This is a genomic window from Desulfitobacterium elongatum, from assembly GCF_055378975.1.
In genome coordinates, this window is sequence record NZ_AP038772.1 from 58,521 (window position 1) to 81,493 (window position 22,973).

General features: G+C 43.2%; 19 protein-coding genes. All 19 read left to right on the forward strand.

All coding sequences use genetic code 11. The features are described 5' to 3' along the window. Positions 1-98: 98 nt before the first annotated feature. Complete coding sequence (locus ACZ42W_RS00325) at positions 99-317, forward strand: FeoA family protein (protein WP_464167556.1); 219 nt, start codon at positions 99-101, stop codon at positions 315-317. Positions 318-465: 148 nt separating this feature from the next. Further along, positions 466-2,466, forward strand: a complete 2,001-nt coding sequence (gene feoB / locus ACZ42W_RS00330) for a ferrous iron transport protein B (protein ID WP_464167558.1) — start codon at positions 466-468, stop codon at positions 2,464-2,466. An 848-nt stretch (positions 2,467-3,314) separates the two neighbouring features. Continuing rightward, the gene (locus ACZ42W_RS00335) at positions 3,315-4,931 is read left to right on the forward strand and encodes a sigma-54 interaction domain-containing protein (protein ID WP_464167559.1); all 1,617 of its coding nucleotides are present in this window, start codon (positions 3,315-3,317) and stop codon (positions 4,929-4,931) included. A gap of 623 nt (positions 4,932-5,554) precedes the next feature. Then, on the forward strand, positions 5,555-6,421 hold the full coding sequence (locus ACZ42W_RS00340) for an FAD binding domain-containing protein (RefSeq protein WP_464167561.1): 867 nt from the start codon (positions 5,555-5,557) through the stop codon (positions 6,419-6,421). Between the two features lie 16 nt (positions 6,422-6,437). Continuing rightward, on the forward strand, positions 6,438-6,911 hold the full coding sequence (locus ACZ42W_RS00345) for a (2Fe-2S)-binding protein (protein WP_464167563.1): 474 nt from the start codon (positions 6,438-6,440) through the stop codon (positions 6,909-6,911). Between the two features lie 21 nt (positions 6,912-6,932). Next, a complete protein-coding gene (locus tag ACZ42W_RS00350; RefSeq protein ID WP_464167565.1) occupies positions 6,933-8,198 on the forward strand; it encodes a xanthine dehydrogenase family protein molybdopterin-binding subunit in 1,266 nt (421 codons plus the stop codon). A gap of 17 nt (positions 8,199-8,215) precedes the next feature. Then, positions 8,216-9,208 carry a xanthine dehydrogenase family protein molybdopterin-binding subunit gene (locus tag ACZ42W_RS00355; RefSeq protein ID WP_464167566.1) on the forward strand — a complete coding sequence of 331 codons (993 nt, stop codon included), beginning with the start codon at positions 8,216-8,218 and terminating at the stop codon, positions 9,206-9,208. Positions 9,209-9,219: 11 nt separating this feature from the next. Further along, the gene (locus tag ACZ42W_RS00360) at positions 9,220-10,380 is read left to right on the forward strand and encodes an amidohydrolase family protein (RefSeq protein ID WP_464167568.1); all 1,161 of its coding nucleotides are present in this window, start codon (positions 9,220-9,222) and stop codon (positions 10,378-10,380) included. Positions 10,381-10,406: 26 nt separating this feature from the next. Next, positions 10,407-11,879, forward strand: coding sequence for an indolepyruvate ferredoxin oxidoreductase subunit alpha (locus ACZ42W_RS00365; protein ID WP_464167570.1), 1,473 nt, complete (start codon positions 10,407-10,409; stop codon positions 11,877-11,879). Between the two features lie 32 nt (positions 11,880-11,911). Continuing rightward, positions 11,912-12,784 (forward strand): UPF0280 family protein, encoded by an 873-nt coding sequence (locus ACZ42W_RS00370; RefSeq protein ID WP_464167572.1) that lies wholly within the window; start codon positions 11,912-11,914, stop codon positions 12,782-12,784. Continuing rightward, on the forward strand, positions 12,771-13,349 hold the full coding sequence (locus ACZ42W_RS00375) for an amino acid synthesis family protein (RefSeq protein ID WP_464167574.1): 579 nt from the start codon (positions 12,771-12,773) through the stop codon (positions 13,347-13,349). The genes ACZ42W_RS00370 and ACZ42W_RS00375 overlap by 14 nt, the downstream gene beginning before the upstream one ends. Positions 13,350-13,483: 134 nt before the next feature. Further along, positions 13,484-14,371 carry an NAD(P)-dependent oxidoreductase gene (locus tag ACZ42W_RS00380; RefSeq protein WP_464167576.1) on the forward strand — a complete coding sequence of 296 codons (888 nt, stop codon included), beginning with the start codon at positions 13,484-13,486 and terminating at the stop codon, positions 14,369-14,371. A gap of 25 nt (positions 14,372-14,396) precedes the next feature. After that, positions 14,397-15,818 carry an L-serine ammonia-lyase, iron-sulfur-dependent, subunit alpha gene (locus ACZ42W_RS00385; RefSeq protein ID WP_464167577.1) on the forward strand — a complete coding sequence of 474 codons (1,422 nt, stop codon included), beginning with the start codon at positions 14,397-14,399 and terminating at the stop codon, positions 15,816-15,818. 35 nt (positions 15,819-15,853) lie between these two features. Continuing rightward, positions 15,854-17,065 carry a 3-isopropylmalate dehydratase large subunit gene (locus ACZ42W_RS00390; protein WP_464167579.1) on the forward strand — a complete coding sequence of 404 codons (1,212 nt, stop codon included), beginning with the start codon at positions 15,854-15,856 and terminating at the stop codon, positions 17,063-17,065. Further along, positions 17,065-17,571: a LeuD/DmdB family oxidoreductase small subunit gene (locus tag ACZ42W_RS00395; protein ID WP_464167581.1), complete on the forward strand. Its 507-nt coding sequence runs from the start codon at positions 17,065-17,067 to the stop codon at positions 17,569-17,571. The genes ACZ42W_RS00390 and ACZ42W_RS00395 overlap by 1 nt, the downstream gene beginning before the upstream one ends. Positions 17,572-17,609: 38 nt before the next feature. Next, complete coding sequence (locus ACZ42W_RS00400) at positions 17,610-19,445, forward strand: cobalamin-dependent protein (RefSeq protein WP_464167583.1); 1,836 nt, start codon at positions 17,610-17,612, stop codon at positions 19,443-19,445. A gap of 14 nt (positions 19,446-19,459) precedes the next feature. Then, positions 19,460-20,599 carry a PrpF domain-containing protein gene (locus ACZ42W_RS00405; RefSeq protein ID WP_464167585.1) on the forward strand — a complete coding sequence of 380 codons (1,140 nt, stop codon included), beginning with the start codon at positions 19,460-19,462 and terminating at the stop codon, positions 20,597-20,599. Positions 20,600-20,632: 33 nt separating this feature from the next. Continuing rightward, positions 20,633-22,066 carry a glutamate mutase L gene (locus tag ACZ42W_RS00410; RefSeq protein WP_464167587.1) on the forward strand — a complete coding sequence of 478 codons (1,434 nt, stop codon included), beginning with the start codon at positions 20,633-20,635 and terminating at the stop codon, positions 22,064-22,066. A gap of 30 nt (positions 22,067-22,096) precedes the next feature. Beyond that, complete coding sequence (locus tag ACZ42W_RS00415; RefSeq protein ID WP_464167589.1) at positions 22,097-22,963, forward strand: isocitrate lyase/PEP mutase family protein; 867 nt, start codon at positions 22,097-22,099, stop codon at positions 22,961-22,963. Positions 22,964-22,973: the final 10 nt, after the last annotated feature.

A 22,973-nucleotide genomic window follows, 5' to 3' on the forward strand; every position in this document is an offset into this window, starting at 1 on the left:
ACTATGGTTAGTAACGAGAATCGTTATCAATAAGAAACTTAAAATAGTCACAAACATAAAGCTGATTTCAAATGGATTTGATGGGAGGAGAGATAATTATGACTCTTGATACTGTAAAACGAGGTCAATCCTTTACCATAACAGACATTGCTAGTGATTCGGTTCGCGCTCAGGCAATCCGCTTTGGAATTGGTACTGGGGAATGGCTGGTCTGCGAAGAAGTTGTGCCTGCAGGACCTATAGTTGTCCGAAAGAACCGCCAGCTTATTGCGATGGGGCGTAGCCTAGCACAAGGAATCCAAGTCTCAATTAACTAAGTTTAGTACAAGATTTAACGTCACAAAAGTTAACTTAAAGAGTCAATCTCACTAATCGTTGAGCGTTTTAAACGATTGAGTTCCTTCACTAAAATGATTAACCGGCTTAAATTTGTGAACCGGGTTCTTAATGAGGAGATGAAACACAATGGCACATTGTCATGGAGCAAATGTACAGATCGATGCTCCAGAAGGAGCCCGGCGAATTGTTTTGGCCGGAAATCCGAATGCAGGGAAATCAGTATTTTTTAATAACTTAACAGGGATGTATGTTGATGTCTCGAATTATCCGGGGACAACACTTGAGATCTCCTCGGGTCGTTATCTAGACGATGTAGTCATTGACACACCAGGCGTATATGGAATTTCTTCATTTAATGATGAGGAACGTGTCGCCCGAGATGTAATCCTTTCAGCTGACGTGATTGTTAATGTTGTGAATGCGGTGTATCTGGACCGGGACCTTTTCTTAACTCAACAAGTCATCGATACAGGGATTCCAGTTATCGTTGCCTTGAACATGGTTGATGAGGCCGAAGCCCAGGGATTGAAAATCAATATCAACCACTTAAGCGAATTATTGGGTATTCCAGTCATCCCGACCGTAGCCATCACGCGGAAGGGAATGAATGAACTTAAACAGAAAATCTTCGACGCAACACCCGGTCATATCGATGCTTCGCTTGAGACGGAACTTAAGGAAATAACCCAACAAGGAGTGCCCCAGGCTGAAGCGCTTCTGATCCTTGAAGGGGATACGGCTGTAGCAGAACGTCATCAGCTTCAACCGATGAATCTGCGTGAACAAGTCTACCAGACGCGGCGCAAACGGGTCAATATGATAGTGGCTGAAGTTGTCCGTGAAGAAAATAAAAGTGTAGCCGTTAGCCAACTTTTGAACCGGATTATGATTAAGCCTTTTACCGGGATTCCAATCCTACTGGTTGCCTTATACTTAATGTATAAACTCATCGGGGTTTTTGTGGCGGGAACAGTTGTGGGCTTTACAGAAGAGACCGTCATGGTGGGATACTTCGAACCCTTCATTCGTTCAGTCGTCGGGCACTTTATTCCGGAAAGTACTGTATTGGGAACTATATTGATCGGTGAATTTGGGCTTTTAACGATGACCTTTACGTATGTCTTTGGCTTACTCTTGCCTTTAGTCGTAGGGTTCTACTTCTTTCTTTCCCTTTTTGAAGACTCGGGGTATCTGCCACGAATTGCGACATTAGTTGACCGGGTACTCAGTGGGATTGGACTCAACGGCCGGGCGGTTATTCCCCTTATTCTTGGATTCGGTTGTGTGACTGTGGCTACGATTACCACGCGTCTACTCGGTACGGAGCGTGAAAAGAGGATTGCCACCTTTATATTGGGGTTAACAATTCCTTGCTCTGCCCAACTAGGAGTTATCGCTGGAATGCTTGCTTTTGTAGGGCCAGCGTATGCAGTTCTCTATGTGGCTGTAATTTTTGCAATCTTAGTTTTGGCTGGAACCGCGATGAATACCCTATTGCCAGGAAAATCTTCTGACTTGCTGATTGACCTACCACCTCTGCGCGTGCCCCGTTTGAAGAATGTATTGACAAAGACTTGGATTAAGTCTTATCAATTCATTATGGAAGCGTTTCCCCTTTTTGCTTTCGGCGCGCTCTTGATTAGTGTACTTCAAGTAAGTGGTATACTTGTGGCCATGCAAAATCTCTTGATGCCTCTAACCGTGAATTGGCTTGGCTTGCCGAAGGAATCCGCTACGGCGTTTATTATGGGGATTGTGCGACGTGACTTCGGGGCAGCAGGTTTAGCAGATCTCCCACTAACCTCAATCCAAACGATTGTTTCATTGATAACGATTACCCTATTCGTTCCCTGTATCGCCTCAATCATGGTCTTGTTTAAAGAACGCTCTAAGAAAGATGCTGCTATCATGTGGTTGAGCACTTGGGTCATCGCCTTCCTCGTGGGAGGGATCGTTGCTCAGTTATCGAAACTGATTGGAACTACGACCTCTGCGCAAGTTCTTTTAACGGCAGTAGCATTTTGGGGAATCGTTCTCGTGCTAGTTTTTACTTTCAAAACCTATCGGAAGAAAAGCAATATGAGGGATAAAGAAGGGAGCTCCTTAACAGCAAAAGGGGTGGTATAACATGTTTTGGACGAAGAAGAGTAATGATGAGCAATTAAGTACTCACGCAGAGGGGAAATCGACGCCACTGAGTAACTCATCTTGTTGCCATAACGCAAGATGTCCGCGGTGTGGATACTCTGTAGAAGGGCTGGCCTTAGTTTGCCCGCGTTGTAGGGAACAACTGCCCCGTGGGTGTTCAGGGAATTGCTCGGGGTGCGGAAACTAGGGTATAGGCTTCCGTGCAAAGGTTTTATTCTACACCTCACTACTTTGAAATAGGTATGACTAGGAAAAGGTTTTGAACCTAATATAAGAGAACCGAGGCAAGCTGCCCCGGTTCTCTTTTCCCATATAACATTATTTTTTATACTAACCTACTATACTTGAATACCTGAAGATTTTCCGGTCGTTTCGATAATTGTTATCGAAAAATTTAGTAATCCCATGCAATTTTAATATTAAAGATTTAATATCATGAGAATTCACTAATGTTCAGGATATCTTTTTTCTCTGGCTTTTTTAGTTAGGACATAGTTATATGGGCCTAACAGAAATTAGAGAATTAGAGGCTAAGTTTGTTGCTGGTTAAATTTGTTAGAAAGGGCCGATAAATGCAGCCAAAAAATTAACTTACTGCGTATTACCGACGCTAATAGCTCGTCAGGGATTGGGTAAAATAGTTATGCTTCAGTTTTGTTTATGCAGAATGAAAGTTTCGGTTTTGTAAGAGAAGATATGAATATTTCGGTCATTTATATAAGATCATCAAAACTCTTTTATAAATAAAAAAGGGATAAGAAAGTAATTTGCGAATTAATCATTATGACAAAGATCGTGCTTTTTTGAGCTTTCTTGGAGGTTTTTTTATGCAGCAGCTAAAATTTGAACAACTCGTCAAATTATTACCTATACTTGCCCAAACAACAGGTGGCTATGCAGCTATAACTGATTCCGAAGGTTGTAGAATATTGACATTCGACTATAATGGTCAGGAAATCAGTCATCTTAAGGGAGAGGTCTATGAACTGGCTAAAAAAGCAGCAAAAGAGGGGAGACCGCTTGTTGGTTCTTCGCAAATTGTTGATCTAGCTGATGCTTGGGCCTTACCCTTAGGTAGCTTTGTCCTGACTTGTAGTAACGTGGAACGGTTGAAAAGCGAGCAGAAGTTTCAAGAGTCCTTGAAGCGGGCATTGCCAATGATTGCACAAGTAGCTGGTGGTGAGGCAGTCCTTTTTGATGAGCATGGTAAACGTATTATTAGTTATAATGCGGATGGCACAGAAAGTCCCCATATGAAAGAAAAGGTTAGTAGACAGGCACTTAAAGCTATGGAGTCCCAAGAGCCAGTGGTTGGTAAATCCTTTTCTATCAATGGAGCTATGGCGGTACGTATTCCTATTACCAAAAAATTCGGTTTCGGTTTTAATAACGAAAATGCTGCGCATCAGCAGCAAAAATTATATGAAGAAGTTAAGAAGTTGCAAAATACACGCTATACTTTTGAAGATATCATCGGTGATAGTGATTCTATAATTAAAACAAAGAGTATGGCCAAATTTGTAGCAAACGGAATTTCTTCAATATTAATATACGGGGAAACTGGAACAGGTAAAGAACTGTTTGCACAATCTATTCATAATGCAAGTTCTAGACGTAATAAACAGTTTGTAGCCCTAAACTGCGGGGCCTTACCAGCAACCCTTATCGAAAGTAATCTCTTTGGCTACGAAGAAGGTGCTTTTACGGGAGCTAAAAAAGGAGGAAGCCCTGGTGCATTTGAACAAGCGAATGGGGGTAGTATTTTCCTTGATGAGATCAGCGAGATGGAACTGGGCTTACAGACAAAATTATTAAGGGTATTACAAGAGAGGGAAGTAGTGCGTATCGGCGGTTTGAAACCTATTAAAATAGATGTGCGCGTTATTGCTTCTACCAATAAAGATTTAAATGTTTTATTAGCTGATGGGAAATTCCGTCAGGATTTATTCTATCGCCTTAATGTGGTACAGATTAAAATACCCTCTCTGAAGGAACGGCAGGGGGATACTGTTCTATTAGCAAGATATTTCATAAGGAAATATAATGCCTCTTTTATGAAATCCGTTGAAGATATCAACCCGGAGGCGATTAAAATTCTGCAAAATCACGCATGGCCCGGTAATATTCGAGAACTTCAGAACTGTATCGAGCATGCTATGAATATGGTCGGACGTGATGATCCAGAACTTTTGCCTAAAGACTTACCATCCTATTTGCGGCAGACTACAAGTCAGGTGAAAGAGTCTTTAGTCCTCGAAATCAAACCAGGTAATCTTAACCTTGGGGACGCTTTGCGCGAGACAGAGAAGAAAATAATTAAGGAAGCGCTAGAAGTTGTAAAGCATAAGAAAGTTAAAGCAGCCCAACTTTTAGGGATTAGTACAACGACACTTTGGCGAAAATTGTGTGAGTATGGCTTGAGTGATAGCTTAGAAAGAGAATAAAAGAAATGAACCATTTCTAAAATGAAATGGTTCATTTCTTTTGCGCTGGCAGTATTATAAACAAGTTACAGCATAAACGTAGGAACCAGTGTGTACCGAATGGTACGAACGTAGGTGTGGAAGGTTGGAGGCTCATACAATAATTAGTGGTCTCCAACCCGATTTAACTTCTTTGTGAAATGGATCCCAAGAAAACTTGTGCCATATCGTTTCGCAAATGAAATGAAACCTTTTACTTTAATCTTATTGTGAAATGGATCCCAAGAAAACTTATGATATATCGTTTCATAAATGAAATGGTGCCTTATACTTTAACCCTATTGTGAAATGGATTTAAAAAAATCTATCGTATTTCATTTCACAAATGAAATGGACTACAATGTTATGTGTCGAAATTTGTACATAAATGTTATGAAGTAGAATGAGGGATGCCCAATAAAATAAGGCTTTAAGGCCTTTCTTACTTTTTTTGGCGAGTTGACTAGAGTTGGCATGAATCTTGCTTATTATATGAGCGTGACCAACAGAAGAAACTAAAATAGTTTTCCTCATGGCACCGAAAGATATGGGGGAATCTATAAAAGGGCATATTTCGGTACTCAATAAGGGAGGCGCTAGCAAAGGTGAGTAAATTCGAGTATTTTAGACCAAGCTCTCTAGAAGAGACCTTTGACTTGATGTTAGGGAATCCTAGCCATTGTCTTTTAGCTGGTGGAACTGACGTAATGGTTAAACTTAAAGAAAACATAATTCATCCTTCGGTTATCCTGGATTTAGGGGCCTTAGATGATTTAAGAGGCATAAAAATCGAAGGTGGAAAGATAACCATTGGTCCTTTAACTACCCATACTCAACTTGCTGAATCAGATATTATTAAGAAATACGCTCCAGCTTTAGCTAAAGCTGCAGGATTAGTTGGATCTCCACAAATACGCAATGAGGGAACTGTAGGGGGAAATATGGGTAACGCTTCCCCAGCAGCGGATACAGTACCGGCACTGATTGCTTATGACGCAACAATTACGATAGCGAGCGTGACTGGGGCCAGAGAAATCCCCTTAAATGACTTATTTGTAGGTCCGGGTCGTACGAAGCTTAAACCCGGGGAGTTAATCATAAAAATATCTTTTGAAGCTCAAGAAGCTAATCAAAGCAGTAGTTTTGAAAAACTTGGTAAACGTAAGGCTTTGGCAATTTCGGTAGTTAATGCTGCAGTATTTATTGAAGTTCATCCGAAGACTAAAATCGTTACTAAGGCTAGATTCGCTTTGGGTTCTGTAGCCGCTACTCCGATTAGAGTGCATACTGCTGAAGAATATTTAATTGGAAACGTCATATCGGAAAAATTGCTTTTAGAAATTGCTGATGTTGTATCAAATACGATTAAGCCCATTGACGATGTTCGTTCGACGGCGATCTATCGTAAAGAGATAGCGGGTACGTTGATTAAGCGGGCACTCGAAAATGCCTTGAGCACGCTTAGCATTTAGATTGGGGGTAAATGATATGTCAAAAGTAACGATAAGTTACGTTTTAAATGGAGAAAATCAGACGACTCAAGTCGAATCAGACATGCGTTTGGTCGATTTTTTACGGGAAGAGTTATCGCTCACCGGAACAAAGATCGGCTGCGGTGAAGGTGATTGTGGCGCTTGCACAGTGATTATCGATGGAAAAACAGCGAATTCGTGTTTAGTATTGGCTCCTCAAATTGACGGTAAAGAAATTGTAACAATTGAAGGATTAGGTGACTACGAACACATTCATCCCCTTCAACAAGCCTTTATAGAAGAGGGTGCAGTACAATGCGGATTTTGTACTCCTGGAATGATTATGTCAGCAAAAGCTTTGCTTGATAAGAACCCCCATCCAGAAAGAGAAGAGATTATCCGTGAGATTTCTGGAAACCTTTGTCGCTGTACTGGTTATGCCAAGATTGCTAATGCTATCGAAAAGGTTGCCAATCAGAAGAAGGAATAGGCTTAAAGAGGAGTTGAAAATATGCAGGAATTCAACGTCGTAGGAAAGTCTGTAATCAGAAAAGATGCCTTAGATAAGGTTCTGGGTAAAACGCAATTTGCTGCTGATATAAAGCTACCTGGAATGCTATACGCAAAAATTCTTCGTAGTAAAGTACCACACGCTATTTTGAAAAGTGTAGATACAAGTGCAGCTGAATCACTGCCGGGGGTATATGCAGTTCTTACGGCTAAAGATGTACCTGGAAGTAATAGTCACGGAATTATTCTTAAAGATGAGCCTGTTTTGGCTCATGATAAAATTCGTAAAATCGGAGAACCTCTAGCAGTGGTTGCTGCTGAGAGTGAAAAAATAGCTGAGCAAGCTTTGGCGTTAATCACGGTTGAATTTGAAGAGATCCCAGCTGTATTTGACCCTGAAGAAGCGATGAAACCAGACGCTCCTAAGGTCCACGAAAAGGGTAATATTGTTCAATTGAGGAAAATCCGTAAAGGGGACGTAGAGAAAGCTTTCGCAGAGGCAGATATTGTGATAGAAAATGTCTATCGTACCCAAATGCAAGAGCACGCTTATATTGAACCTGAAGCCGGAGTTGCTTACCTTGATCGGGATGTCGTGGTCTTAAATGTCTCTACGCAGAATCCTCATTTTGACCGTAAAGAAGTTTCTCGTAACCTTTCTTTACCAGTTAATAAAGTAAGAATTATTCAAACAACCACTGGAGGGGGCTTCGGTGGAAAACTGGATATTTCAGTTCAGGTGTATATAGCTCTCTTGTCTATACGGACGAAACGACCCGTGAAACTAGTTTATTCTAGAGAAGAGTCTTTGGTTGCATCTACCAAACGACACCCCTGCGTGATCTATTACAAAACGGCTGCTGACAAGAATGGTAAACTTCTTGCGGTTGATGCAACTATCATTGGCGATACAGGTGCCTATGCTTCTTATGGCCCGGGAACGATTACGAGGTCTGCTGTCCATGCTACAGGTCCTTATGAGGTTCCAAACGTGAAGGTAGATGCTTATACTGTCTACACCAACAATCCGACTGCCGGGGCTATGCGTGGTTTCGGAGTTCCTCAGGTGGCATTTGCCCATGAACAACAAATGGACATGCTTGCTGAAAAGGCTGGGATCAATCCTGTTCAAGTTCGTCTACTGAACGCGCTGAGACCTGGAAGTTTGACAGGTACTGGACAGGTTTTGAAAACAGGGGTTGGAATCAGTGAAACTATAAATAAAGCTTATGGAAAAGCTAAGGAAGTCGTAGGCGAGATTTTTTAGAGAGGAGGCGGGCATCGATGAAAAAAAGAGGTTTTGGTGTTGGCTGCATGTGGTATGGAGTAGGAAATACTGGCTTACCAAATCCTGCTGGGGCCTTTGTTGATTTATTAGATGATGGAACTGTTACCCTTTTGTTAGGTGCGGCTGACATCGGTCAGGGCTCAAACACAACAATAGCACAGATTGTTGCTGAAGAGTTAGGCGTTAATTTCGATGATGTTCATGTAACGTCCGCTGATACGGGGATTACGCCCGATGGTGGTGCTACTTCTGCAAGCCGCCAGACTTATATTTCTGGTAATGCTGCTTTACGTGCTGCTAGGGAAGCTAAAAAGGTACTAATTGAAGAAGCAGCCCATTTATTTGGGGTTGATACTTCAGAAATCTGTGTTAAAAACCATCGTGTTTATGTAAACGGTGATAAAGATAATTTTAAGAAGATACAAGATATTATTGCCAGTTGTCGGGGCAAAGGAAAAATGACAATAGGACATGGATGGTATAATCCTGATACTACCGGTCTAGATGATGAGACTGGTATGGGTAGTCCCTATGGAGCTTATGCCTTCGCTACTCAAGTTGTTGAAATTGAGGTAGATACTGAGACAGGGCAAGTAGAAGTTATCAACATCTTTGCAGCTCATGATGTCGGAACTGCGATTAATCCGATGCAAGTTGTGGGTCAAATTGAAGGCGGAAGCACTATGGGCTTAGGATTTGGTCTTTACGAAGAAGTCAAGAAATCTGAAGGCAAAATCAAAACCCCATCATTTGCAACCTACACAATCCCCACGGCCATGGATGTTCCAACGGTTTATCCGATCATTATAGAAGATCCTGTTGAAAGTGGTCCTTTTGGGGCAAAAGGGGTTGGTGAACCAGCGCTTATTCCGACGGCCGCCGCTATTGCTAATGCAGTTTATGACGCCATAGGAATCCGTATTATGGATTTACCTGTAACTCCGGAGAAAGTTTTATCTCAATTAAATAGAGATAAAAAAAATTTTTAGGGGGTATTTTTATGGCTACTATAGCACTTACCAACATTGGGAAATTAGTTACTGGTGACATTGAAAATCCTGTCAGTAGTGCAAACACCATCGTAGTCCAAGAGGGGAAAATTGCTAAAATTGGAGATGCAGAAATTCTTAAAGGTTTCACCTTGGACAAGACGGTTGATGTCGCTGGTATGACAGTAACCCCTGGCTTAATAGACTCTCACGTTCATACCATGCTTGGAGATTATTCACCTCGTCAAAAAACCCAGGATTATATTGATGGTTCAGTACACGGGGGCGTAACAACGTTTATCTCTGCTGGGGAGTGTCATACTCCCGGTAGGCCAAAAGATCCGGCTGGCACAAAGGCACTGGCGATTTTGGCTCATAAATCTTATAACAACTTGCGTTCCACTGGACTTAAGGTTCATGGTGGCGCTGTCATTCTAGAGAAAGGCTTAGTTGAAGCCGATTTTGATGAGATGGCAAAAGAAGGCGTATGGTTAGTGGGGGAAATCGGTCTTGGCAGTATCAAGAAACCGGAAGATGCCAAACCGATGGTAGAGTGGGCTAAAAAACGCGGAATGAAAGTAGCAATGCACTGTGGTGGTACTTCGATTCCAGGAAGCTCAACCGTAACTGCTGAAGATGTCATGGCTGTTGAACCAACGGTGGTTTCCCATATCAATGGCGGACCTACTGCAATTGCTCCTGAAGAAGTCGAAAGATTAATTAACAATACGGAACTTACCCTTGAAATTGTTCAATGTGGTAACCCCAAAATTGGTGATTTAGTTGTTCGTAAACTTGCTGAAAAAGACGCTTTGCATCGTGTTATTTTTGGTAACGATTCTCCATCCGGTACAGGGATTATTCCACTCGGTATTTTAAGAACAATGAGCCTGATTGCCTCCATGTCTGATATTCCTGGTGAAAAAGTTGTAGCAATGGCTAGCGGTAATACAGCCAGAGTATTCGGTTTGGAAACAGGCTTGATCGAAGAAGGAAAAGATGCAGATTTGGTCGTTATGGATGCTCCAATGGGTTCGATCGGATCGGATGCTATGGAAGCATTAGCAGTGGGCGACTTACCGGGTGTTGCGATGGTTATTGTTGATGGTGTTATAAAAGTGAGTAAGAGTCGTAATACCCCTCCAACTGCCCACAACTATACGATTCAATAGCTTTTGTTATAAGAGGAGATGTTCAAGTGGCGGTTTTAATTGATCTTGAGTTATGTAAAGGATGCGGGATTTGTACTAAAGAGTGTCCAAACAAAGCGATAGTTCTTGAAAATAAGAAGGCTGTACTCCAACAAAGTTGTACAAGTTGTGGTGTATGTACCAAGGTATGTCCTTTTAAAGCAGCTACTAAAAATACGGAAATTAAAGAGAACGCAGTAAAATGCACATCTTGCCCAGTTCAATGTGAGATCTTAGAAGGATATTCTGGAGCCTGCCAACGTTACCGCAACGTTGAGGGTAAGTTAGTACGTAATCGTCAACTTGTTACGGATACCTATGAAGGTGGGCCGCTTATCACTGCAGTTGGCGCTGGAACAAGCTATCCATGCTGCCGCCCAGCACCGCATATTGTTCAAGATACTGTAGATGGGGTAGAAATTGTAACAGTAGTTACTGAAGCCCCGTTAAGTTATAGCGGTGTTAAGGTTAAGATTGACACCAATCTCTTTATCGGAGAAGAAGGAGCTAAGGTCAAACGCAACGGTAAAGTTGTAGGGATGGTAGACACAGAAGAATATGGTTCAAAAATGCTTTCAATCGGTGGTGCGAATCTCCTAACGGGTAATGAGGGTTTCGTTGTTGCCCGTACGATTGTAGAAATCTCTAACGGTGAACGCGTGACTTTAAAAGTTAACGAAGGAAGTACATTAGAACTTCAAGTCGGTTATCCTCCCATTATTAATGGTGTAGAGGATACAAAAATGAGGGTAGGTTGTGGCAGTGCCACAATCGGAATGTTCGCCGCCAGACTTAAGGAAGCTGTAGATGAAGCTATCATTCTTGACCATCACGTCGTTGGACTTTTATCCGAACATCTCGCCGGTGAAGTGGTGGGTATGAGTTGGAGCGGTGTCGTTCCGAATGCCAGAAGAAGTACTCGCGGACGCTATTTCGGTGAACATGGTAAGGGTTGGGGCGGTACTCATATCGAGAACCCCAGAGATGCCATTAAATCAGTAGATATGACTATAGCTAAGCCAGGGATCAAAGTACTTGTCACAGAAACGACAGGACAAAAAGCTGCGCTTTTCCAAGTTGAAGAAGACGGAGCTGTCAAAGAGATCCCAATGACTTCTGAGGTAAAAGCTGCAGTTGATGATATTGCTGCAAACTGTGAAGACGCTAGAGTTTCCGCTCTGTATGTGGGAGGAACTGGTGGCAGTGCCCGCGCTGGGGTAGCAGTAAATCCTATTAAAGTGACACAGGCTGTGCATCAGGGTGATGCTAAGATGACTGTCGGGGGTGCTAAAGCCTTTGTTCTTCCGGGTGGCGGCATTAACTTTATGGTTGATGTAGAAAAAATTGTGCCGAAAGCCTTTACCTGGGTTCCAACACCAGCAACTGTTGCTCCCATAGAATATACAATGCCTCTGGCCAAGTACAAGGAAATCGGTGGTCACGTCCAGGCTATTAAGAAGTTAGACGAACTTAAGAAGTAATTGATACGAATCTAAGCCGGGGAGAAACAGGCATGATTACGGTGTTATCTGACGAACGGGTATTCCTAAACTTTGGACCAATGCAAATGATGCTTGTGGCAAGTTCAAAAACAAGAACATTTACCCAGGAATTACAGGAAGCGGCTAATTACGCAATAACAATTCTAGAAGACCTTGCCAAAGTGATTGATAGGGCTAAGAATGTCAAAACAGTAAATGATCCTCATACTGCAGAAGGGCCTTTACCTTTAAGACTCATGGTTGAATCAGTACAAGCAACCGGAGATGAGACTTTGACTCCGATGGCTGCAGTCGCTGGAACATTCTCAGATCTGGTAGCGGATTGGTTAGTCGCAAAGGGAGCTACCAAGGTCATGATTAATAATGGTGGGGATATTGCAGTGAGGTTAATAGAGGATGAGGAAACAAAGGTGGGCCTTACGCCGAGTATTGGCGCCCCCAGCTTCACTCATGTTCTACCGATCTCGTCGGAGGATGGCATTGGTGGAATTGCTACAAGCGGTTTAGGTGGAAGAAGTTTTACTAAAGGAATTGCTAGCGCCGTAACAGTATTAGCTTCCACGGCCAGGGTTGCTGATAGCTGTGCAACCCTTATAGCAAATCATTGCTATGCAGATGACCTAGGTATCTTAAGAGTACCAGCGGAAATACTCGATCCAAATACGGACATCCCCGGTCATTTGGTTACGACCAAAGTAGAGAATATTAAAGCCGAGACCAAGCGCCTAGCGCTCTTGAACGCTCTGGCAAAAGCCGAAGAATTAAAGTCTAGAGGTGTTATCCTGGGGGCAGTTATTTTTGTAGATGATCTGGTTGCTATGATCCCCGATGGTTTATGTTATCAAGTGAATTCTAAGGAGGTAAATGAAAATGGAAATCCGTAAAATTGTTACCGTCGTTGAAGAAACACATAAGGATGGGGAAAAGGCTTTAGCTAAGCCAACGCGTAAAGCTTCTGTTGCCGCGGTTATCAAGAACCCATTCGCAGGGAAATACGTTGAAGATCTAACTGAGCTTAGTAAAATTGGCGAACAATTAGGTCAAATGCTAGCTGAAAAAGCTGTTAAAGCTCTCGGTATTGCTAAAGAAGAAGCTAATAGCTATGGTAAAGGTGCTATTGTTGGGGAAAAAGGAGAGCTGGAACATGCAGCAGCCATTCTCCATCCTCTTATGGGCAAACCTTTCCGTGAAGAGGTTGGAGGCGGAAAAGCAATTATTCCTTCAGCTAAAAAACTCGGTGGGGTTGGAACTGGCTTAGATGTTCCTGTTCATTACAAAGATGCTGCTTTCGTTCGTACACACTATGATGCTATGGAAGTTAGACTTCCTGATGCTCCGAGAGCAGATGAGATCGTTGTTGCAATCGTTGTAACTGACGCAGGACGTCCACATCCAAGAATCGGCGGCTTACAAGTAGCAGAGATCAAAGGGGAAGACGGATTAAGATAAGAAGCTTCACAGGAGTTTATTATACTTCGTTAGCTTATAAGTGAATTTATGACGTAGTGCGGTCTACCTTGAGGGTAAAAAGCACTACGCCATAAATCCATATATTGATGGGGAAGAGATTTAGGAGGAACGTCATGAAAGTAGGATTTATAGGTGTAGGCGCGATGGGCAAACCAATGGCACAGAACATCATTCGAGCTGGGCATACTCTCGTAGTTAATGATGTTAGTGTAGCTGCTGTTGAAGAGCTCGTAGCAAATGGAGCACTTCGTGCAGAAAGCCCTCGGGAGCTTGCAGAACAAGTAGAAGTCGTTATCACGATGTTACCTAATGGAGCAATTGTTGAACAGGTTCTTCTTGGTGAAAAAGGCGTATTTGCCGGCGCTAAACCTGGTTTTGCTATTATCGATATGTCCAGTGTTGCACCTAGTTTTACAAAAAAAATTGCAAAGCTTTCTGCTGATCGGGGTATTAGTTACATGGATGCACCTGTCAGTGGCGGTGTAAAAGGTGCTACCGAAGGAACGCTAACCATTATGGTAGGTGGCGAAAAAGAACTTGTTGATCGTTACCAACCTCTATTAGAGATTATGGGTAAGAAGATCTACCATGTTGGCGGCGTTGGCGATGGAGACGCTGTTAAGATTGTCAATAATCTTCTTTTAGCGGTAAATATGGCTGCAGCAGCTGAAGCGTTTGCCCTAGGAACTAAAATTGGTCTTGATCCAAAGACTTTATTTGAAATCATCAGTGTAAGTTCTGGTAACAGCTACGCAATGACGGCTAAGATGCCGAACTTCATACTAAAAGGAAACTTCGCTCCAGGATTCGCTATTGACCTTCAGTATAAGGATCTCGAGCTTGCGGTACAGACTGCAAAAGAAGCAAAAGTCCCAATGATGTTGACGAACGTTGCACAGCAACTTTATGAAAATGCACGGGCTGCAGGGTTAGGACGTGAAGATATTTCAGCTATTATCAAGCCGCTTGAAGAATTATTAGATATTAGTGTCAGAGCTTAGAACTTTTATTCGGAGGTGACTCAAAATGAAAAAAATTGTTGATCACATTAAGGAAAAGGGATATCAAGTTGGTAGCTTAACCTTGGGCGAAGTAATAGATATTGCAACTGATTTGGATTTACGTGTCAGTGATGTCATCATCGCGGAAGCAATGCACAAGAATTCAATGACTAAAGAAGAGGTTGTGGATGCCGTATTAAACGCATTCGCTCATAACCTGTATGCAGCTAAAGTAGGGATCACCTCCGGCTCGAGTTTCTTGCTCGGCAAGGTTCCACAAGAATTGGCAGCTGATAATTATGCAAATCGGTTGTTTGAGGATGATTTCATTAACAAAATACTGGTAAATACGTTGGCCTCGCAAGTAGGTAATCATTCTTGCGGATTACAACCGTGTGCTGGTACGGGAGATTCTTGCACTTATACGGGTTTATTCATTGCGTTACAGGAGACTGTCGAAGATAAAGAGGAATTGGCAAGGGCAGTATCAGTAATGCTCAAAGTCGGGACGATCTTCCGGGCAGGAAAGACCTCTACAGGCTGTAATATGGAGGGGTTTGGAGCAGGTGCTGCGGCAACTGCGGCCACTTTAGTAGAACTGCGTAAAGGAAGCCCAAAAGCTATGGAGAGGGCTGTCGTATTAGCGCTTTCTCCAACGATTGGTAACCCATGTACACCAAGGGTTATGGTCGCCGGACTTTGCGCGACCCATATCGGTGGGGGCGTTGTCATTGCTAACCTTGCTGCTAACTTAGCACTTCATACGACAATCCCTGTTAATGTTCCGGTTGATGTTATGATCTCAATGGCTGCTGCTGTGCACCCAGTTTCTGCTAAACAAATCGTGCCAGTAGTTGTTAAATATATGCAACCTTTCTTCAAGACAAATCTTGAAGTGGAACACTTTATTAGTGATCAAGTAAAAGAACGTGAACATGCTACCATTAAACAAACTATGGAATTAGCTGTTGAAGAAGCTCGAGCATTAGCCAGCAAGGCGAATTCGATTGTGAAGCCTTTTGGAGATGCAGTCGTTGGCGGTAGCAGTCAAGCTGTTGGCTCGCCTACGAATACTGGACGGATTGCGCATGAGTTAGCTAAAGGTGAAATCACTGGTGTTAAGATCGAGTTATATCCAGAATTGTTTGCTCGTCGTGGTATTAACGTTCCAGGAATTCTTATGGGAGCTGTTCTTGGAGCAAGCACTGACAACGGCAAAGCCTATCGTGAAGTTATGGCAAGTGTACTTGATAAAAAGATAACGGTTGATATTGTTGAGGTTGATGAACCTCAGATGCAGAGGGTTACAATTTATGCAACTGAACAAAATGCCATGGTTGAAGCTCTTAATCGAGGTGGCGCGCGACTGGTTCTCAAGAATGCCAGTCCTTCAAAAGAAGAAGCACGCCTTGCGGCTCAAAGACTTGGGATTGTACTTGTTGACTAACTATTAAAGACTGTCAGTTCTGGAGGAGAAGGAAAGTGAACCAAGTAGAAAAGTACCTAGCCAAAGCAGCTGGGCTGGAGAAGGTTCAAGCGGGCGAAGATATTACCGTTAAGGTTGACTTAGTCATTGCTCACGACGTTACTGGCCCTATGGCTGTTGAACAGTTTAAGAAAATCGGGGTTAATCGGGTCTTTGACTCTCAGAAAGTCGTATTTGTTGTGGATCATATTATTCCGGCTGCTACTCCTGAGGTTAAAGCGCTTCATAATATCCTTAAAAGATTTTCTCAGGACTATGGCGTTAAGGTTTATGACAAATGTGACGGAGTTATTCATCAGGTCATAGCCGAAAAGCACCGCTTAGACAGAGGCTCAATTCTTATGGGTGCTGACTCGCATACTTGTACAGCAGGAGCATATGGGGCTATAGCCATACCAGTAGGAGCCACGGAGTTAGCAGCAACGATGGCTACTGGAACACTTGATTTAGAAGTTCCGGAGACGTTTGAGCTCCGACTGGAAGGTAAGCTCACTCCTGGAGTATATGCGAAAGATGTTATCCTGCACCTTATCGGACATTTTGGGACAGGGGGCTTCACGGATAAAGCAGTTATCTATTCAGGTAGCCTTATTGAAAATATGACCTTAGATGACAAGATGACTATTTCCAACATGGGAATTGAAATGGGTACCATGATCAGCTACTTTGCTGATGAGAATGAACCTGTTGGACCAGTTAAAGAAGTATATACCTTTAAGGCTGAGGAGATTCCAGCAAGTGTTGCTTGTCCACCAAACCCGGGTAATGTTGCTAAGGTTACAGATATCGTGGGGACTAAAATAACCCAGGTTGTGATTGGAAGTTGTACGAACGGGCGTCTGAGTGACATGAAGATTGCTGCTGAAGTTCTTAAGGATCGTAAGGTAGCCGATGCAGTAACATTATTGGCAATTCCTGCTTCCACCAGCATTGCGCAGGAGATGGAAGACCAAGGAATAACACGCATCATCCGTCAAGCTGGTGGTATTGTCACTAGTCCGGGATGCGGTCCATGCTTCGGAGCGCATATGGGGCTCTTAGCCGAAGGTGATGTCGCTGTTTCTACTACTAATCGTAATTTCCCAGGACGGATGGGTCATCGGAATGGCATGGTTTATCTTGCATCACCGCGTTTAGCTGCGGAAAGTGCGATCGCAGGGGAAATCGTCGCTCCGGGCACGATTGTCGAGTTAGGGGAGGTAGACTAATGGCTTGGAATAGCAAGGTTAGAGGCCGAGTTTGGAAATTTGGCATTAACGTTGATACAGATCAGATTTTACCGGGCTACGCTATGGCAGCCCCTATCGATAAGTTAAAGGATCATGCTCTTGCCGGAAGTGAAATCCCGGATTATGCCCAAAAAGTACTGCCTGGTGATATTGTCATCGCAGATGAGAACTTTGGTTGCGGTTCAAGCCGGGAGCAAGCACCCGTTGCTTTAAAAGACGCGGGTACTGGGCTTATTATTGCCAAATCGTTTGCTCGGATTTTCAGACGGAATTCTATTAACATTGGTTTGCCGGTATTGATTGCAGATGTAGTGGATAAAGTAAAACCCGGACAGGAAATCGAAGTCGATCTGGAAACAGCTGAAATAACGATCGTCGAGACTGGAGAAAAATTACAAGGGCAGCCTCTTTCAGCTAATGTTTTAGAAACGTTAGAAGCCGGAGGACTTATTGCCAAGGTACGCAAACAACTCCAACTATCTTAGATTATTTAAGTTAAGGCTATTAGGAGGAAAAGACTTCAATGCAAGAAAAGACTAAGAAAATTATTATCGAAGACTATGAAGGTGTTCAGGCTTACGAAAGAGTATTCGGGGTCGAAATGCCAAAAGTAGGTCCGGATGGTACCGTTACCGGTCTGCCAGCCCCTTATCCTCGAATTGTTAATGGGGTTGAACGTAGCGGTTATCGGATTGCAGAGTTAGGTCGCCAAGCAGTTCAGACGGGTATTCCTGTTCAGAATCCTATCTTAGGAAGAAATAGTGCCGAGGAGACTTATAAAGAGTCCAATGAAATGTATAAAGTCGCTGAGGAACTGGGGACTTCTCTCTTCCAATTTGTTCACTCTGAGGCAACCCGGCATATTGATCCGCTCAAGGGAGCTGATCTGATTGAACAATCAAGAGGAAAAGGCGGAATTACCCCTGCCGGAGAACGGGAATTCGTTCAGCTTGGCGGCGGCGCAAAACATCCCCTTCGTATTAACGCGACTGGGGATACGCCACACTTATCCATCATCAATGCCCTGATTGCTGGTTTTGATGGAACGGATATTGGGCCGGTTATCCATGTTCATTTCGGTGGTCGCGGAATTCACGATTATAAAACGAAAGTGACCAATGGCTATAAAGCGCTACAGATTTGCGCTGATAATAACATCTTTGTGCAGACAGATTCTCATAAACATCTTAACAATATCGGTGGGACCGATGGTATGGCATTAGCAATGTGTCTATTGGCTGAGGGTTTAGCAGTTCATGCTGGCTTGCCAAGGGCGCTTAGCGGGATTCAGATGAATGTCGGCGGAATCAATGTATTAGCTGATTTGGCCGTCATGCGCGCCTTTAAGCAGGTCATGTGGAGTGAGTTCTTGATTGTTGTACCAGAAACTTTCCAAAATCCGCCTGCTGACCTCATTGCCGAACAAGCCCACTTCGCCCGCATGGCTGTTAGTGCCAAATTAGGCGGTGCCAATTTCTATCGACCGAAGGCGGCTGAAAATGTAGGCATTCCAACAGGGGTCTCCATGGCTAAGGCTATTTGGGCAACACATAACGTATTTACGAATGTAGCTTCTTATGAAATTAACGATCCAGCCATTGACCGGAGAAAAGACGAAATTATTACTGAAGCAATGGCAGTCTTAACCGCAGCGTTTGCTCTTCCCGAAGAGCTTAAGCCTGAGGAAATCGGGCCTGATTTCTGGTTGAAGTATAGTGCTGAGGAACTCATTGATATCATTGTTGCCGCCGGTAAATCGGGTATTCTTGATGCTCCACGGGCTGGTGGCTGGGATCTTAAACGAGGTGTTAGAACACATCGCGATAAAGACGGAATCCGTCGTTACATTCCTGGCTATGGTCCAGTAGGAGTTCCTGTTGGGAAGTTATCTTTTACTGATGAAAACGTTAAGGTTGAGGCAAAAGCTCCGGTTACGAAAAAAGAGAAGATCTTATTAGCAACCGTTGGTGCGGATGCCCATGTTGTTGGAATTAACACCATTCGGGAAGCTTTCGAACAAGCGGGCTACGAAGTTATCTATCTACGGGGGATGAATCTTCCGGAAACAGTTGCAGAAGTTGCGGCAGAGGCGAAAGTTGATGTTGTTGGTATTAGTAACCTTCTGGGACTTGGAACGACGTTATTCCCGAGGGTAGAACAACGTTTAAAAGAACTCGGTATTCGTGATAAGGTTGTCCTTATGGCTGGTGGCCGGATCGCGGAAAAAGAAGAAGAACATGCTATGTTTGAAGAAAAAATGAAAAGCGAAGGAACAGGGTTCCTTGGAGTGGATGGCTTCTTTGGACCAGGAACGAATACAGAAGATGCTATTAAATGGGTTCAAGCGAGATTTGAGTAAAGGGGAGAAGTAAAATGAGTGATCAACATAGAATCCGCACAGCTATTTTGCGGGCTGGTACGAGTAAGGGTATTTTCTTAATGGAGAATGATTTGTCATCGGACACTAAAAAAAGAGATCAAGAAGTTCTTTCGATTTTCGGAAGCCCAGACGTAAGACAGATCGATGGCCTAGGTGGAGCCGATCCATTAACAAGTAAGGTGGCTATTATCGGACCGGCTACACGTTCAGATGCTGACGTTGATTATACTTTCGGGCAAGTCAGCTTTACTAAAGCATTCGTAGATTACTCAGGTAATTGTGGAAATATCTCTGCTGGCGTTGGCCCTTTCGCTATCGACGAAGGTTTGGTTCGTGTTGTAGAGCCTGTTACGACAGTTCGTATTCACAACACCAACACTGGGAAGATTCTCGTAGCAGAAGTGCCTGTTAAAGATGGGAAATCTCAAGTAGTCGGTGACTATAAAATTGACGGTGTTCCTGGTACCGGCGCTAAGATTATGCTTGATTTTGCAGGTACAGCTGGAGCTGTTACCAATAAAGTTTTGCCAACAGGTAATGCAATCGATGTCATCAATGTACCTGAAGTTGGTGAATTAGAGATCTCCATCGTTGACGTTGCCAATCCCATGGTGTTTGTGAAAGCTAAGGATTTAGGGCTGACGGGGATTGAAACACCTGCTGAAATCGGTGCCAACAAAAAGATGTTAGGGATTCTTGAGCAAATCCGTGGTAAAGCAACTACGATGATTGGTATGGCTAATAGCGAGGACGATGCGCTACAAAGCAGCCCTGCTTTCCCTATGATCGCTTTTGTCAGTGAACCACATGATTATGTTGACTTTACTACAGGAAACACAATTTCAGCCAGTAACGTTGATTTAGTTTCCAGACTTATGTTTATGCAAGTGATGCATAAGACTTATGCAGGTACTGGGACAACTTGCACAGGTGCAGCCTCTAAAATTCCAGGAACGATTGTCAATGAAGTTTCACGTTCTAATGACTCTTTGGTACGTATCGGTCATCCGGCTGGGGTTATTGAGATTGAAGTAGAAGTTGAAGCTAACGGAAAAACCTTAGAAGTTAAACGGGCAGCTTTTGGGCGTACTTCACGCCGCATCATGGATGGTTACAGTTATATCGTGAAGTAACTCCTGGTCTAAAAAATACCAGGGGGTGAAAAAATGCAACATGTTGATTTGTTGGTTTACGACGTAGGAAGCACTTATACCAAAGTGACTGCGTTTGAGAAACAGAATAAAGTTCTCAGCTTTATAGGTCGATCACAAGCACCTACAACGGTCTCAAATATTGAGATTGGGCTTATAAACGCACGAAAAAACCTAGCTAAAAATATGGGTCTGTTAGATATTACGCCGGGTAAGGTTTTGGCTACTAGTTCAGCTGCAGGTGGACTTAGAATGATCGCCATGGGATATATGCCGCGTGTTACTGCAAAGGCGGCCAAAGAAGTAGCCATGAGTGCTGGAGCAAGAGTCTTAGAGATTATCTCCCATGAGACTCCTGTTGATTTCCGGGAAGAGGTCTTACACGAGATTAAACCGGATATCATTCTTCTCGCTGGTGGAACAGATGGCGGCGATGAGGACTCGGTTCTAGAAAATGCTCATATTATTGTCAAGAGCAAATGTGGAGGCGTTGTCATCATTGCCTGTAATGCTCAGGCCCAGCCTAAGGTTGAAGCGTTTTTAAAATCTCATGACGTCAGTACGATCAGAGTACAAAATGTTATGCCAACGATTCACGAATTAAGGGTCAAACCAGCTCGGGAAGCGATTCATAGGGAGTTTATCCGTCAAATTACTCAGGCAAAAGGCTTAGGACGTCTTCTAGAGATGGTTTCGAATAAGAGCGTCATGCCCACACCTGGGGCTGTACTTATGGGGACAGAGGTATTAGCTCTAGGGACTACTGAGAATGAGGGTTTGGGTAGCATTATGGTTATCGATATTGGTGGCGCAACAACGGATGTTCATTCTGTTGTACCGGAACTGGCCGAATTGAGTAACGAGGAAAAAGGGTTAGTTATTTCTAACGAAAAACAGGTCTCCTATCGGACAGTTGAGGGTAACCTGGGATTACGGGTTAGCGCTACTGGAATCATAGAAACAGTTGGTGCCATAGGCGTTTTAGCAAAGATTGGTTTAGAAGGTGAAGATTTAGCCAATGAACTGATCGCGTACACGGAAAATTTGGAGAAGAATCCCGAGCATATCAGCGTTACTGATAAAGAAAAATTGTTTGATAAAGCCATGGCTATCTCAGCCATTGAAGTGGCCATCAAACGTCACGCCGGGTATTTAGCTCAGAGCTTCGACGCAATTATGGGTGTCGCTCCAGGAACTGCTGTCGGACGTGATTTGAGAAAAGTCCAGAAAGTTGTCGCTGTCGGCGGTATTTTTGCCCATTCATCGGAAGAAGATTGTAAAGAGATTCTTAGGAAAGCCTTCGCTAACCGTGGTATTTCTTTGTTGCCTGAAGATCCTCAATACATTATTGATAAGAGTTATTTACTATACACCATCGGTGCTTTAGCACAAGAGTTTCCTAATGAAGCCTTAAAATTGGCTTATAACAATATATATGGTAATCAATAACTAAATTAAGCAGACGAAGGAGTTAACAACATGAATAAAGGTAAAAAACTAAGAGAATTATTAGCAGCAAAAGAGATCCTTGTTGCCCCAGGCGCTCATGATGTACTGACTGCAAAGGTTATCGAGAAAACAGGTTTTTCTGCAGTTTACATGACTGGATATGGTCAGGCAGCTAGCCACTTAGGTACGCCGGACGTAGGTCTCCTAACCATGACAGAGATGTTAGCACGTGCTAATAACTTTGCCAGTGCTGTGGATATTCCCGTTATCGCCGATGGAGATACAGGTTTCGGTAATTCTGTAAATGTTATGCGTACAGTTCGTCAATATGAGATGGCTGGCGTAGCAGCTATTCAACTTGAAGACCAAGTTGCGCCTAAAAAGTGCGGTCATATGACTGGAAGACAAGTTATTCCGATGGAAGAAATGGTCGGAAAGATTAAAGCTGCGGTAGAAGCACGTCAAAACCCTGATTTCGTTATTATCGCTCGTACAGATGCCCGTACTATTCATGGGATTGAAGAAGCTATCCGCCGTGGAAAAGCATATGAAGAAGCTGGAGCTGACGTCATCTTTATTGAATCCCCTGAATCCGTAGAAGAAATGAAAATGATTACTTCTAGTTTCAAAGTTCCTGTCTTGGCTAATATGGTTGAAGGTGGACGTACCCCATTGTTGCCTGCTAACGAATTAGAAAGCATCGGCTACAACCTGGTTATCTTCCCAACCGCTTCTACCTATATTACAGCTCAAGCAATGAAGAATTTGATGGAAGAACTGAAAGCAAAAGGAACAACGGAAGATCTTATGGATCAAATGATCCCATTCCCTGAATTTAATAAAATGATTGGTCTTCCTGAGATCCGTGAAATTGAAGCTAAATTTGTTATAGGCTAATTTCCAAGGT